The 15,126-nt window shown below is 71.3% G+C and carries 9 protein-coding genes; 5 read left to right on the forward strand and 4 right to left on the reverse strand.

Annotated elements, in window-relative coordinates; all coding sequences use genetic code 11:
* Nucleotides 1-417: 417 nt before the first annotated feature.
* The gene (locus tag ACZ6S6_RS11090; RefSeq protein WP_362961440.1) at nt 418-837 is read right to left on the reverse strand and encodes an Rv3235 family protein; all 420 of its coding nucleotides are present in this window, start codon (nt 835-837) and stop codon (nt 418-420) included.
* A gap of 290 nt (nt 838-1,127) precedes the next feature.
* Here ACZ6S6_RS11090 and ACZ6S6_RS11095 point away from each other — a divergent pair, with 290 nt between their 5' ends.
* Nucleotides 1,128-1,634 carry a DUF6912 family protein gene (locus tag ACZ6S6_RS11095; protein WP_362961438.1) on the forward strand — a complete coding sequence of 169 codons (507 nt, stop codon included), beginning with the start codon at nt 1,128-1,130 and terminating at the stop codon, nt 1,632-1,634.
* A gap of 80 nt (nt 1,635-1,714) precedes the next feature.
* Nucleotides 1,715-2,386 (forward strand): HAD family hydrolase, encoded by a 672-nt coding sequence (locus tag ACZ6S6_RS11100; protein ID WP_362961436.1) that lies wholly within the window; start codon nt 1,715-1,717, stop codon nt 2,384-2,386.
* Between the two features lie 150 nt (nt 2,387-2,536).
* Here the strand turns inward: ACZ6S6_RS11100 and ACZ6S6_RS11105 are convergent, their stop codons facing one another.
* A complete protein-coding gene (locus tag ACZ6S6_RS11105) occupies nt 2,537-3,103 on the reverse strand; it encodes a DJ-1/PfpI family protein (RefSeq protein WP_469705022.1) in 567 nt (188 codons plus the stop codon).
* Between the two features lie 390 nt (nt 3,104-3,493).
* On the opposite strand from ACZ6S6_RS11105, the gene ACZ6S6_RS11110 reads away from it, so the two are divergent.
* Entirely contained in the window at nt 3,494-8,560 is a 5,067-nt protein-coding gene (locus ACZ6S6_RS11110; RefSeq protein WP_469705024.1) for an NAD-glutamate dehydrogenase, read from the forward strand.
* Between the two features lie 104 nt (nt 8,561-8,664).
* Here the strand turns inward: ACZ6S6_RS11110 and ACZ6S6_RS11115 are convergent, their stop codons facing one another.
* Nucleotides 8,665-9,531, reverse strand: a complete 867-nt coding sequence (locus ACZ6S6_RS11115; RefSeq protein WP_469705026.1) for an ABC transporter ATP-binding protein — start codon at nt 9,529-9,531, stop codon at nt 8,665-8,667.
* Nucleotides 9,437-10,378 (reverse strand): ABC transporter permease, encoded by a 942-nt coding sequence (locus ACZ6S6_RS11120; protein ID WP_469705028.1) that lies wholly within the window; start codon nt 10,376-10,378, stop codon nt 9,437-9,439. The genes ACZ6S6_RS11115 and ACZ6S6_RS11120 overlap by 95 nt, the downstream gene beginning before the upstream one ends.
* A 117-nt stretch (nt 10,379-10,495) precedes the next feature.
* On the opposite strand from ACZ6S6_RS11120, the gene ACZ6S6_RS11125 reads away from it, so the two are divergent.
* Both ACZ6S6_RS11125 and ACZ6S6_RS11130 read left to right on the forward strand, forming a co-directional pair.
* Nucleotides 10,496-11,113 carry a TetR/AcrR family transcriptional regulator gene (locus ACZ6S6_RS11125; RefSeq protein ID WP_362961428.1) on the forward strand — a complete coding sequence of 206 codons (618 nt, stop codon included), beginning with the start codon at nt 10,496-10,498 and terminating at the stop codon, nt 11,111-11,113.
* 377 nt (nt 11,114-11,490) lie between these two features.
* Nucleotides 11,491-15,036: a bifunctional glycosyltransferase/CDP-glycerol:glycerophosphate glycerophosphotransferase gene (locus ACZ6S6_RS11130; RefSeq protein ID WP_469705030.1), complete on the forward strand. Its 3,546-nt coding sequence runs from the start codon at nt 11,491-11,493 to the stop codon at nt 15,034-15,036.
* Nucleotides 15,037-15,126 lie beyond the last annotated feature (90 nt).

The raw sequence follows: 15,126 nt of genomic DNA on the forward strand, positions 1-15,126 counted from the left end.
CGGGGGGGGGGGGGGGGGGGGGGCGCGGGGGGGGGGGTGGGGGGGGGGGGGGGGGGGGGGGGGGGGGGGGGGGGCCGGGGGGGGGGGGCGCCTGCGGCGGGGCTTGTCCCCTCCCCGCCCCTTCCCGTAACCGGGGCTCCGCCCCGGACCCCGCTCCTCAAACGCCGGAGGGGCTGGAAAGGGCGGCCTGGAAGGGTTGGGGCGGGAGGGGGCTGTGTGGGCCTGTGCGGGCTTGTGTGGGTCGGCGGGGTGGGATTGGGCGGCGGAGGAGTTGGAAGGGCTGGAGCCGGGCCTGTACGGGCCTGTGTGGGGCCGTACAGGCCGGCTCGGGCCGCGGGGTCGGTGGTGGGGGCCGGCCCTCTGGGTTGGTGGCCCAAGGGTGCCGGCCCGGTCCGTTGGGGCTCGGCTTTCCGGGGGTCAGGGGTGGCGGGCCGGGGTGCTGCCCAGTTCTACTGCGGCGCAGCGCCAGCGGAGGTCGGGGCCCTGTTCCAGGCGGAAGGCCATGGCGCGGACCTGTTCGCCCGCCGCGATGCTCGCGCAGGCCTCCACCACGCCGGGGGCCGGCTGGGCGCCGCGGCACATGCGGATCACCGGGCGGGCGCCGCGGCTCCTGAGCGGGGTGGCGGGGGCCAGTTCGGCGAGCTGGTCGTAGGCCTCGCCGATGGTGTGGCCGAGCATCCAGTGGACGGGGCGCTGGCCGCTGAGGACGGCCAGGAGGCGTTCCGCGAACCACTGGTGGGGGCGGACGCGCCGGGGCGTCCGGAGGCGTTGCGGGGGGACGGTCTCGGGCCTGCGTGCGTCGTGCCGTCCGGCGGGCCGGGTCCTGTTCATGGTCACTGCTCATCGCCCCCGTGCTTCAGAGGCCCGGCATCTACCGGGCGGTAACTTCTGCTGTGGATCTTCTACGGGGGTGGCGGACGCCGCCGCAAGCGTCCGGGGAGCCGGGGGAGGGGGCCCGGAATTCACCTATCCGGGTGGCGGACCCGGTTCGGGGAGGGGAACGGGGCCGGGGCGGACAGGGTGAGCAGCGGTTGCCGGGTGGACGGGGCGGGGCTCGTGCAGGTAACCCCAAAGGGGGACGCCGCACGTATCCTGAGGGCGTCTCCGACTACGAAAGCGGCCAAGCCATGCGCGTGTACGTCCCCCTGACCCTCTCCGGTCTCGCAGCGGCGCACAGGGCGGGCGAGCTGGGCCCCGGTCCGCTCACCGCGTACGCGGTGACCCCCGGACTGCGTGAGTGGTACGTCTCCGACGACATCGAGGAGCTGGAGTACGCGGCGCTCAACCGGGCCGCGTCCGCGTCGCTGCGGATGATCGCCGGGGACCCCGGTGCCGCCCGCCGTCGCGTCGTCGTCGCGGTCGATGTGCCGGACGGGGCCGCGGTCGCCGACCCGGACCACATCCTGGACGCCTCGTCGCTCGGCGAGGTCACGATCGCCTCCGCGGTGGCGCTGGCGAAGGCGGCCGCGGTGCACATCGACTCGGACGAGGCGGACAAGGACGTCACGGCGGCCGCGGCCGCGCTGGGGGCGGCGGACCTCGGTGACGACGACGCGCAGTTCACCGTGGACGGCGCGGAGGACCACGAGCTGCTGTGGTTCGGCATCCAGGAGATTGCGAACCTGATCGGCTGACGGCGCAGCGGAGCGGCCCGGACGGCCCGAGCGGCGCCCGGCGCACCGGCTTGTCAGTGGCGGCGGGTATTTTTCTTGGCATGGGGACGCAGGGGAAGTACCGCACGCATCTGGTCTGGGACTGGAACGGCACGCTGCTCGACGACAACATCGCGGTCGTCGGCGCGACGAACGCCGCGTTCGGCGAGGTCGGCGTGGCGCCGATCAGCCTGGACCAGTACCGGGAGATGTACTGCATCCCGATACCCCGTTTCTACGAACGGCTGATGGGCCGGCTGCCCACCGAGGCCGAGTGGGACGTGATGGACCTGGCCTTCCACCGTCACTACACCGAGCAGCGCGAGGGCTGCGGGCTGACGGAGGGGGCCGCGGAGCTGCTCGCGCGGTGGCAGCAGGCCGGCCGGAGCCAGTCCCTGCTGAGCATGTACGGGCACGACGAGCTGGTCCCCGTGGTGCGGGAATACGGCATCGAGCCGCGCTTCGTGCGCGTCGACGGCCGCACCGGGCGCTCCGGCGGCAGCAAGGCGCAGCACATGGAGCGGCATTTCGCGGCGCTGGACGGGATATCCCCGGAACACGCGGTGATCATCGGCGACGCGGTGGACGACGCGGTGGCCGCGGCCCACGTCGGCGCGAGGGCGGTGCTCTACACGGGCGGTTCGCACAGCCGGGCCAGCCTGGCGGCGGCCGGGGTGCCCGTCGTGGACACCCTGGCCGAAGCGGCGGCGCTCGCCGAGCAGCTGGACCGGTAGCGGTGGAGGGCGGCGGGCAGCAGCGGCAGCCGGCCGGTAGGTAGCGGTCGTCCCGCCACGCCCGGCTGCCGGCCGGTGCTCAGGTGACCGGGGCCTTGGCGTGGAGGACGGCAGGTGGTCGTCCCGCCACGCCCGGCTGCCGGCCGGTGCTCAGGTGACCGGGGCCTTGGTGCGCAGGACGGTCAGGAATTCACGCATCCAGGCCGAGTGGTCGGGCCAGGCGCGGGACGAGACCAGGGTGCCGTCCACCACGACCTCGGTGTCCTGGAAGGCGGCCCCGGCCGCCTCCATGTCCGGTTCCAGCGCGGGATAGGCCGTGACGCGGCGGTTCTTCAGCGCGCCGGCCGCGGCCGTCATCAGCGGGCCGTGGCAGATCTGGGCCACCGGGCGGTCCGTGTCGAAGAACGCCGTGAGGATCTTGCGCAGGTCGGCGTCGTTGCGGAGGTACTCGGGGGCGCGGCCGCCCGGGACGACCAGGGCCACGTAGTCGTCCGGCTCGACCTCGGTGAAGGCCAGGTCGGCGGGCCAGGTGTAGCCGGGCTTCTCCGTGTACGTGTCGAAGCCGGGCTCGAAGTCGTGGACCACGAAGCGGAGCTTCTTGCGGGAGGGGGCGGCGATGTGGACCTCGTAACCCTCCTCGCGCAGCCGCTGGTACGGATAGAGGACTTCGAGGGACTCGGCGGCGTCGCCGGTGACGATCAGGATCTTCGGTGCCATGGCGGGGCTCCCCACGGTTCGTCGGCCTGTTCCGGTTACAAGAGTGCGACAGCTCGGCGCGATGCGCTGTCCAGAGTGTCAAAGTTCGGGGCTGTCTTTGTACACAAACGGCTCGTGACGGTTACCGGGGCGGGCGAGATAGCCTGGACCCCGTGATCAGCGCGATATGCCTCGGGGGCAGCGAAGCCCCCGGCCTGCGCCCGGAGTGCCACAGCACCCGGGCCCTGACTGATCCCCTCAGCCCGGCCAGAGTGCCAAAAATGGTCAATAAGGTCCCGGGCGTCTCTCATAGCGGCATAGCGTCGACTCAGACCGGAAACCCCGTGTCGTGGCGGTACGTCGTTTTTTTCACCTACGTCACGCAACGGCGCGCGACAGGAGCCAGAGGACATGCAGACCAAGCTGGACGAAGCCAAGGCCGAGCTGCTCGCACGGGCCGCCAAGGTAGCTGACAACAGCCCGGGCGGTGGTGTCGGTGGCCCGGGGGGCAGCCCCCGGGTGCACGTTGCGGCCATCGGGGCGGACAACGGCAACGGGGCCGGGCAGGAGCGTCCTGGCCAGGACGTGCTGCTCGCCTATCTCCAGCGCTACTACCTCCACACCGCTCCGGAGGACATCGGCGGCCGCGACCCCGTCGACGTCTTCGGCGCCGCCTCCTCGCACTACCGGCTGGCGGAGAACCGCCCGCAGGGCACGGCGAACGTCCGGGTGCACACCCCGACCGTCGAGGAGAACGGCTGGACCTGCAGCCACACCGTCGTCGAGGTCGTCACGGACGACATGCCGTTCCTGGTCGACTCCGTCACCAATGAGCTGTCCCGCCAGGGGCGCGGCATCCACGTCGTGATCCACCCGCAGGTCATCGTCCGACGCGATGTGGCCGGCAAGCTGATCGAGGTCCTCACCGACGGCGCGGGCGTCACGGCCGGCGCGCAGAACGGGCGCAAGAACGCCAAGGGGGCGAAGGACGCCAAGGCCGAGCTCCCGCACGACGCGCTCGTCGAGTCCTGGATCCACGTCGAGATCGACCGCGAGTCCGACCGCGCCGACCTCAAGCAGATCCAGGCCGACCTGCTGCGCGTGCTGTCCGACGTACGGGAGACCGTCGAGGACTGGGAGAAGATGCGGGACGCCGCGCTGCGCATCGCCGACGACCTGCCGGGCGAGCCGCTCGACGACCTCGCCGACGACGAGGTGAACGAGGCCAGGGAGCTGCTGCGCTGGCTCGCCGCCGACCACTTCACCTTCCTGGGCTACCGCGAGTACGAGCTGAGGGACTCCGACGCGCTGGCCGCCGTACCCGGCACCGGTCTCGGCATCCTGCGCTCCGACCCGCACCACACCGAGGACGAGGCCCACCCGGTCAGCCCCTCCTTCGACCGGCTGCCCGCCGACGCCCGCGCCAAGGCGCGGGAACACAAGCTCCTCATCCTCACCAAGGCCAACAGCCGGGCGACCGTGCACCGCCCCAGCTACCTCGACTACGTCGGCGTGAAGAAGTTCGACACCGAGGGCAACGTCATCGGTGAGCGCCGCTTCCTCGGACTGTTCTCGTCCGCCGCCTACACCGAGTCCGTGCGCCGGGTGCCCGTCGTCCGCCGCAAGGTCGCCGAGGTGCTGGAGGGCGCGGGCTTCACGTACAACAGCCACGACGGCCGCGACCTGCTCCAGATCCTGGAGACCTACCCGCGCGACGAGCTGTTCCAGACGCCGCCCGACCAGCTGCGCTCCATCGTCACCTCGGTGCTCTACCTCCAGGAGCGGCGCCGGCTCCGGCTCTACCTGCGCCAGGACGAGTACGGGCGCTACTACTCCGCGATCGTCTACCTGCCGCGCGACCGCTACACCACCGGCGTGCGCCTGCGGCTGATCGACATCCTCAAGGAGGAGCTGAACGGCACCAGCGTCGACTTCACGGCCTGGAACACCGAGTCGATCCTGTCCAGGCTGCACTTCGTCGTCCGGGTCGCCCCCGGCAGCGAGCTGACCGCCCTCACCGACGCCGAGGCCGACCGCATCGAGGCCCGGCTCGTCGAGGCCGCCCGCTCCTGGGCCGACGGATTCCAGGAAGCGCTGAACGCCGAGTGCGGCGAGGAACGCGCCGCCGAGCTGCTGCGCAACTACGGGCACTCGTTCCCCGAGGGCTACAAGGCCGACCACTCGGCGCGTGCCGCCGTGGCCGACATGGTCCACCTCGAAGCTCTCAAGGAGCACGAGCGGGACTTCGCCCTCAGCCTGTACGAGCCGGTCGGCGCCGCCCCCGGCGAGCGCCGCTTCAAGATCTACCGGACCGGTGAGCAGGTCTCCCTCTCCGCCGTCCTCCCGGCGCTCCAGCGCCTCGGTGTCGAGGTCGTCGACGAGCGTCCGTACGAGCTGCGCTGCGCGGACGGTACACACGCCTGGATCTACGACTTCGGGCTGCGGATGCCGCACGCCACGGGCAACGGCAGCTACCTGGCCGACGACGCCCGCGAGCGGTTCCAGGAGGCCTTCGCCGCCGTGTGGACCGGCGAGGCCGAGAACGACGGCTTCAACGCACTGGTGCTGAGCGCCGGTCTGAACTGGCGGCAGGCGATGGTGCTGCGCGCCTACGCGAAGTACCTGCGCCAGGCCGGATCGACGTTCAGCCAGGACTACATGGAGAGCACTCTCCAGAACAACGTCCACACCACCCGGCTGCTGGTCTCGCTCTTCGAGGCCCGGATGTCGCCGGAGCGCCAGAGCGCGGGCACCGAGCTCACCGACGGGCTCCTCGAAGAGCTCGACGGGGCCCTGGACCAGGTCGCCTCGCTCGACGAGGACCGGATCCTGCGGTCCTTCCTCACCGTCATCAAGGCCACCCTGCGCACCAACTTCTTCCAGAGCGCGAGCGAGGCAAGCGACAAGGGGGGCAAGCGCGCGGAGAGCGGCCTGCCGCACAACTACGTGTCGATGAAGTTCGACCCGCAGTCCATCCCGGACCTCCCGGCGCCGCGCCCGGCGTTCGAGATCTGGGTCTACTCGCCCCGGGTCGAGGGCGTCCACCTGCGGTTCGGCAAGGTCGCCCGCGGTGGTCTGCGCTGGTCCGACCGGCGCGAGGACTTCCGTACGGAGATCCTCGGCCTGGTCAAGGCGCAGATGGTGAAGAACACCGTCATCGTGCCGGTCGGCGCCAAGGGCGGCTTCGTCGCCAAGCAGCTCCCCGACCCGGCCGCCGACCGCGACGCCTGGCTGGCCGAGGGCATCGCCTCGTACCGCACCTTCATCTCGGCGCTGCTCGACATCACCGACAACATGGTGACCGGCGAGGTCGTGCACCCCAAGGACGTCGTCCGGCACGACGAGGACGACACCTACCTCGTCGTCGCCGCCGACAAGGGCACCGCGAAGTTCTCCGACATCGCCAACGAGGTCGCCGTCGACTACGGATTCTGGCTGGGCGACGCGTTCGCCTCGGGCGGCTCCGCCGGCTACGACCACAAGGGCATGGGCATCACCGCGCGGGGCGCCTGGGAGTCCGTCAAGCGGCACTTCCGCGAGCTCGGCCACGACACCCAGAGCGAGGACTTCACCGTCGCCGGCGTCGGCGACATGTCGGGTGACGTGTTCGGCAACGGGATGCTGCTCTCCGAGCACATCCGGCTCGTCGCGGCCTTCGACCACCGGCACATCTTCATCGACCCGAAGCCGGACGCCACGATCTCGTACGCCGAGCGGCGGCGCCTCTTCGACCTGCCGCGCAGCTCCTGGGCCGACTACAAGAAGGAGCTGATCTCCTCGGGCGGCGGCGTCCACCCGCGCACCGCCAAGTCGATCCCGGTCAACGCGCACGTCCGCGAGGCGCTCGGCATCGAGTCGGGGGTCACCAAGATGACGCCCGCCGACCTGATGCAGGCGATCCTCAGGGCCCGCGTCGACCTGCTGTGGAACGGCGGCATCGGCACGTACATCAAGTCCTCCGCCGAGTCGAACGCGGACGTCGGCGACAAGGCCAACGACGCGATCCGCGTCAACGGCGAGGACCTGCGGGCCAGGGTCGTCGGCGAGGGCGGCAACCTCGGCGCCACCCAGCTCGGCCGGATCGAGTTCGCCCGCACCGGTGGCCGGATCAACACCGACGCGATCGACAACAGCGCCGGTGTGGACACCTCCGACCACGAGGTGAACATCAAGATCCTGCTCAACGGTCTGGTGCGGGACGGCGACATGACCGTCAAGCAGCGCAACAAGCTGCTGGCCGAGATGACCGAGGAGATCGGTCATCTGGTGCTGCGCAACAACTACGCGCAGAACACGGCACTCGCCAACGCGAGCGCGCAGGCGCCCTCACTGCTCCACGCCCACCAGCGCTTCATGCGCCGGCTGGGCCGCGACGGCTATCTCGACCGGGGGCTGGAGTTCCTGCCCACCGACCGGCAGATCCGCGAGCTGCTGAGCGCCGGCAAGGGGCTCAGCCAGCCCGAGCTGGCCGTGCTGCTCGCCTACACGAAGATCACGGCGGCGCAGGAGCTGATCGGCACGAGCCTGCCGGACGACGCGTACCTGCAGAAGCTGCTGCACGCCTACTTCCCGCGGCAACTGCGCGAGCGGTTCCCCGAGGCGGTCGACGCGCACGCGCTGCGGCGCGAGATCATCACCACGGTGCTGGTCAACGACACGGTGAACAGCGGCGGTTCGACCTTCCTGCACCGGCTCCGGGAGGAGACCGGCGCCTCGATCGAGGAAGTCGTGCGGGCGCAGGTCGCGGCCCGTGAGATCTTCGGGCTCAGCAGGGTGTGGGACGCCGTGGAGGCGCTCGACAACCGGGTGCCCGCCGATGTGCAGACGCGGATCAGGCTGCACTCGCGGCGGCTCGTCGAGCGCGGTTCGCGCTGGCTGCTCGGCAACCGGCCGCAGCCGCTGGAGATCGCCGGGACGATCGACTTCTTCCGGGCCGGTGTCGAGCAGGTCTGGGCCGAGCTGCCCAAGATGCTGATGGGCGCCGACCGGGAGTGGTACCGGTCGATCCTGGACGAGCTCACCGAGGCGGGTGTCCCGGACGAGCTGGCGCAACGCGTCGCCGGATTCTCGTCCGCCTTCCCGGCGCTCGACATCGTGGCGATCGCGGACCGTACGGGGAAGGACCCGCTGTCCGTCGCCGAGGTGTACTACGACCTCGGCGACCGGCTGTCCATCACCCAGCTGATGGACCGGATCATCGAGCTGCCGCGGGCCGACCGCTGGCAGTCGATGGCCCGTGCCTCCATCCGCGAGGACCTGTACGCCGCGCACGCGGCGCTCACGAGTGACGTGCTGAGTGCGGGCGGCGGGGGGTCCACGCCGCAGGAGCGGTTCGAGGCGTGGGAGGAGAAGAACGCGGCGATCCTGACGCGGTCGCGCTCCACGCTGGAGGAGATCCAGGGGTCGGACGCGTTCGACCTGGCGAACCTGTCGGTGGCGATGCGGACGATGCGGACGCTGCTGCGTACGCACGTGTAGCAATGCGCGGCTGAGGGGCGGGGCGGCCGCCGGGTGTGCCCGGTGGCCGCCCCGCCCCTCGATCGTCAGCCGGGCCTGAGATGCCGCCCCCGCTCCGGGGGCGGTTATTTCTTGCCGGTGAACTTCTCGTAGGCCGCGACCACTTCTTTCGCCGGGCCGTCCATGCGCAGCGTGCCCGACTCCAGCCAGATCGCCCGGTCACAGGTCTCGGTGATCGACTTGTTGTGGTGGCTGACCAGGAAGACCGTGCCGGCCTGCTGGCGCAGTTCGATGATCCGGTCCTTGCTGCGGCGCTGGAACCTGGCGTCGCCGGTGGACAGGGCCTCGTCGATCAGCAGCACGTCGTGGTTCTTGGCAGCGGCGATCGAGAAGCGCAGCCGGGCGCCCATGCCGGAGGAGTACGTGCGCATCGGCAGGGTGATGAAGTCGCCCTTCTCGTTGATGCCGGAGAAGTCGACGATCCCCTCGTAGCGCTCGCGGATCTCGCCGCGGCTCATGCCCATCGCGAGTCCGCCGAGTACCACGTTGCGCTCGCCGGTCAGATCGCTCATCAGCGCCGCGTTCACCCCGAGCAGCGAGGGCTGGCCCCGGGTGTGGACGCGGCCCTTCGTGGCGGGCAGCAGGCCGGCGATGGCCTTCAGCAGCGTCGACTTCCCCGAGCCGTTGGAGCCGATCAGGCCTATCGCCTCCCCCTTGTACGCGGCGAAGCTGACCCCCTTCACGGCGTGCACCTCGCGCACTCCGGGGGACTGCCGGCGCGAGGTGAGCCGGCTGAGGGCCGAGGTGGCGCTGCCCTTGCCGGTGCGGGCGCCGTTGACCTTGTACGTGATGTGGACGTCGTCGACGACGACCGTCGGTACTCCGGGCGAAGTGCTGTCAGCCACGTCCGTAACTCTCCTCGGCCTGCCAGAAGTAGATGAACCCGCCCACGCCGCACACCAGGGCCCAGCCCGCGGCGATGGCCCACACATGCGGGGGGAGCTGTCCGCCGTCGAAGCTGTCGATGAGCGCGAACCGCATCAGGTTGATGAAGACGGCGGCCGGATTGACCTCCAGCGCCAGCTTCACCAGGTGCGGGACCCGGCTGCCCTGGAGCATCGTGCCGACGCTCCACATGACGCCCGACGCGTACATCCAGGTGCGCAGGACGAACGGCGTCAGCTGCGCGATGTCCGGGGTCCGCGCGGCGAGGCGCGCGATGACCATCGAGATGCCGGTGTTGAAGACGGCCTGGAGCGTCAGGGCCGGCACCGCCAGCAGCCAGGAGGGCTGCGGGTACTGGCCGAACGCCAGCAGGATCAGCACCAGTGCGCCCAGTGAGAAGAGGAGCTGCTGGAGCTGTTGCAGGGCCAGGGCGATCGGCAGCGAGGCGCGCGGGAAGTGCAGGGCCCGCACGAGCCCGATGTTGCCGCTGATCGCGCGGGTGCCCACGGTGATCGAGCTGCTGGTGAAGGTCCAGATGAAGACGCCGGTGACCAGGAACGGGACGTAGTCCGGGACGCCGTGCTTCGTCTTCATCAGGACGCCGAAGATGAAGTAGTAGACCGTCGCGTTGAGCAGCGGGGTCATGATCTGCCAGACCTGGCCGAGTTTCGCCTGGCTGTACTGGGCGGTCAGCTTGGCGGTGGCGAACGCCGTGATGAAGTGCCGCCGTCCCCACAGCTCCCGGACGTACGCGGGAAGGGACGGCCTCGCCCCGCTCACGGTCAGCCCGTGCCGGGCGGCGAGGGCGGCGAGATCTCCCGGTGCGTACACGGGCGGGAGCAGGGGCGGCGGGGTGTCCACCGGGGCCGCCGGGGCTGTTGTCTGGCTCACCACGATCGCTTTCGTCGGGGGGCAGGAACACACATGAGCGACGGGACGGAACCGTATCGTCGCAACGCCGAGGGTAGGACGTGACGACGTCGCAACGCAACCGTTTCGTCGTCGCGGACTATGATTCGGGCCATGACCACCGACCCGGGAAGCCGCCGCCGTGTCCCCGCCGGAGCCGCCGTGCTGCGCGAGGACGTGACCGATGCGATCCGCAGCGCGGTCTTCGAGGAACTGGCCGCGGTCGGCTTCGCCCGGATGTCCATCGAGGGCATCGCCCGGCGCGCGGGCGTCGGCAAGACCGCGGTCTACCGCCGCTGGAAGTCCAAACTGCACCTGGTCCTCGACCTGGTCTCCGCCGTCGCGGTGCAGGGCATGCCCGCCCCGGCCACCGGTTCGCTGTACGGGGACGTGCGCGCCGTGCTCGAACTGGCCGCCTACGCCCTGCGCCACCCGCTGGCCTCCCAGGTCATCCCGGACCTGCTCGTCGAGGCGGCCCGGAACCCGGAGATCGCCGCCACCATCAAGGCCGCCCTGCTCGACCCGCAACTGGGCATCGCCGCCGTGGTCGTACGGGACGCCGTGGCGCGCGGGGAACTGCCGGAGGGCAGCGACCCCGACCGCGCCCTCGACCTGATCGTCGGCCCGCTCTACTGGCGCCTCGCGGTGGTCCGGGGCGAGCTGCCCGCCGGGTATCTGGACGACCTGGCGGCCTCGGCCGTGGCCGCGCTCACCCGCTGACCGGGGGAGGCAACCGGCCCCGCGCGCTCCGCGTCTCCTCTGGTGGCAGGCCCGGTGGTCCCGAGTGTGCCGGTGCCCGGTTGCGCTTCGGACCGGGGTGTGAGTGTGCTTTCAAGAGCCGCCGGTCCATCGGATAGTCTGGTGGGCGGGCCGCCCACCGGGCCTCCCGGAGCATGCGCCACACCGTGTGCCCAGGGCCGTCCGGGCGAAGCCCCGGGCACTGCCGTAACGCCGAGGACGAACCCCTGGACCGGAACGGCTTTGCCCACGGGGTGAGCACGGTGCAGGCGTAGTCACTCGTTCGGGACCGTAACCGGTGACCCCCGACCGTTCACACGGTTGAGCCATACGGACAGCCAGGCCCCCGATGAACGGACGTGCTCAACATGCCGCCACGGCTCAGTGTCGTTGTCCCCGTCTATAACGTGGAACTCTTCCTGACGGACTGCCTGAAGTCCCTCGCGGAGCAGACCATGACCGACCTCGAGGTGGTGATGGTCGACGACGGGTCCACCGACGGCAGTGCGGCTCTGGCCGCCGAGTTCGCCGCGCAGGACGACCGCTTCCGGCTGGTGAGCCAGAAGAACGGCGGACTGGGGCACGCCCGCAACACCGGTGTCCGCAACTGCGACCCGGAGAGCCGCTACCTGGCCTTCGTCGACAGTGACGACATCATCCCGCCGAACGCCTACGAACTGCTCGTCGGGGCGCTGGAGGAGACCGGATCGGACCTCGCGTCCGGCAACGTGCTGCGGCTGCGCGCCGGCGGCAAGCTCCAGCAGTCGCCGATGTTCCGCAAGCCCATGGCCACGACCCGGCTGCGCACCCACGTCTCCCGCGACCTGGATCTCCTCGGCGACCGGATCGCCTGCAACAAGGTCTTCCGCCGCTCCTTCTGGGACAAGCACGAGTTCGCCTTCCCGGTCGGCGCGCTGTACGAGGACATTCCCGTCGTGCTGCCGGCCCACTTCCTGGCCGGCTCGGTCGACATCGTGAAGGACCCCGTCTACCACTGGCGGGACCGCCCCGGCTCGATCACCACCAGCCGGGCCGTCGTCCGCGGCGTCCGCGACCGGGTGGCGCACGTGCAGGGCGTCTCCACCTTCCTGGCGGAGAACCGCCCGGCCGCCGACAAGAACCACTACGAGTCCCACGCCCTCGCCAACGACCTCTGGTACTTCATGGAGGTCCTGCCGGACGGTGACGCGGAGTACCGCGACGCCTTCGTCACGCACTGCAACGCCTTCATCGACCAGGTCGACCCGGCGGTTCTCGACGGACTCCCGCTGCGGCTGCGCCTGATGTGGTACCTGGTGCGCGAGCACCGCATGGAGGAGCTGCTGGAGCTGCTCGCGTACGACAAGCGCGAGCCCGGGGCCTTCGCCGTACGCGGCGTGCGCCGCCGGCAGGCCGAGTACCCGGTGCTGAAGCAGCCGGTGCCGGCCCAGGTGCTGCGCGTCGCCGACCGCGACCTCCCGCTCGCCGCCCGGCTGCGGGACGCCCAGTGGCGCGACGGCAAGCTGCACCTCAAGGGGTACGCCTACATCCGCAACCTGCCCGTCGCCTCCGGACCCAGCGAGTTCCGGATCGGCTGGCTGCGGGCCGGCCGGCGCAACGTGGTGCCGCTGCGGCTGCGCAGGACCGACGAGCCGGAGGCCACCGCGCGCTCCCGCCAGAGCCTGCACGACTACGAGCGGGCGGGCTTCGAGGCCGTCATCGACCCGGCCAAGCTCCGCATCGGCGCCGACGGCACCCCCAAGCAGCTCACCTGGCGCCTGGAGGTCGGCATCGCCAGGAACGGCCTGCTGCGCCGCTCCTTCCCCTCCGTCCGCGAGGCCTCCGTCGCGCCGCCCGCGTACCGGCCGGACGGCGACCACCGGATCGTCCCGGCCTTCGACGGCGACAAGCTGGTGCTGCACGCGGAGCGGATCGACGCCCGGTTCGAGACCCACCGCGCGGGCGACACGGCCGGCACCGTCGTGGTGTCCGGCATGGTCCGCGACCGCCTCGCCGGCGGCGACCTGCGGCTCGGCCTCACGCACAAGGCCACCGACACCGCGTACGACGTCCCCGTCACGGTGGGCGAGGGCACCGAGTCCTCGGCCGCCGGCTGGCGCCGCTTCACCGCGGAGCTCCCGCTCGCGGCCGTCACCGAGGCCCGTCCCACGGCGGACGACGCACCGAAGAGCCTCGGCTACAGCGTCCACCTGGTCGGCCCCAAGGACGAGAAGACGCCGATCGACGTGCCCGGCCCCGTGCTGCCCGGCCGCTACCCGCTCGGCGACAGCGCGGACGGCGAACGCCGCGAGCTCGCCTTCGTCACGAGCTCCCGCGGGAACCTGCTGATCAGCGACCGCACCGTGCAGCCCTGCGTCGAGCTGGCGAGCTGGACCGATGACGGGCGGCTGTTCCTGGAGGGCACGTTCCCCGAGGACCGGGAACACCCCGTCGAGCTGGTGGTCCAGAACAGCGCCCACCGCGAGGAGGCGACCTTCCCGGTCGAGTTCTCCGGCGACGAGGACGCACGGCGCTTCCGGGCCGAACTGCGGCCCGACGCCGTCGAGGGGCCCGGCGGCCCGCTCCCGCTGGGTGAGGGCAACTGGTACTTCTTCTTCCGCGAGAAGGGCGCGGGCGACGAGAGCGGCGACATCGCGCTGCGCATCCCGGCCGCGGCCTTCCGCACCCTGCCCGCCACCCGCACTCTCTCCGGCCGCGACTACACCATCGAGCGGCGCTTCGGCGACCAGCTCCTGGTCGTCTCCGCCCCGGTGCTCTCCGCCTCGGAGCGCGGCCTGCGCGCCAAGAAGCTGCTGAGCGACACCTACGCCGTTCAGCGCACCGAGCCGCTGCGCGAGGCCGCCCTCTACAGCAGCTTCGACGGCCGCCAGGTCTCCGACTCGCCGCGTGCGGTGTACGAGGAACTGGTGCTCAGGGGGGTCGAGCTGGAGCACCTGTGGGTGGTGCGCGACCAGCAGGCCATCGTCCCCGCGGGCGCCACCGCCGTGGAGCACGGCTCGGCCGCCTGGCACGAGGCGCTGGCCCGCAGCCGGCACATCGTCACCAACACGCAGCTGCCCGAGTGGTTCGTGCGGCGCGAGGACCAGACCGTCGTCCAGACCTGGCACGGCACCCCGCTCAAGCGCATCGGCCTTGAGCTCGCGGGCACGGTCCAGTCGAACGCCACCTACATCGGCACGCTCAAGCGGCGCGCCGCGCAGTGGAGCTTCCTGGTCTCCCCGAACACCTTCTCCACCCCCGTCCTGCGCCGTTCCTTCGGCTTCGAGGGCGAGGTCCTGGAGTGCGGCTATCCCCGTAACGACCTCTTCCACGCCCCCGACCGGAGGAAGGTCGCCCAGGCGGTACGGGAGAGGCTCGGGATTCCCGAGGGCAAGCGGGTCGTGCTGTACGCGCCGACCTGGCGCGAGGACCAGCAGCTGGGCGGCGGGCGCTACTCGCTGGGCCTCCAGCTCGACCTGGCCGCGGCCGAACGCGAACTGGGCGCGGACACCGTCCTGCTGGTGCGCCGTCACTACATGGTCACCGACCGGCTCCCGGACAGCGGCACCGGATTCGTCCACGACGTCTCTCGCTACCCGGACGTCGGCGAGCTGATGCTGATCAGCGACGCGCTGGTCACCGACTACTCCTCGCTGATGTTCGACTTCGCCCAGACCGGCCGTCCGATGCTCTTCCACACCTACGACCTGGAGCACTACCGCGACACGCTGCGCGGATTCAGCTTCGACTTCGAGGCGCGTGCTCCCGGCCCGCTGATCCCGGGCTCCGACGACCTGATCGACGCCCTGCGCGACCCGGTCCGGGCCATCGCGGGACACGCGGAAGCGTACGAGGCATTTCGGCGGGACTTCTGCGACCTCGACGACGGCCGGGCGGCCGCCCGGGTGGTCGACCGGATGCTGTAGTCCGCGTCCCGCGCCAAACCCCGCCCCCCCGCAGGGGCACACGTGCCCGGCCGGTACCCGTACCGGCCGGGCACCGGCGTGTGGTGAACC

The sequence above is a fragment of the Streptomyces sp. NPDC048671 genome, from assembly GCF_055587045.1.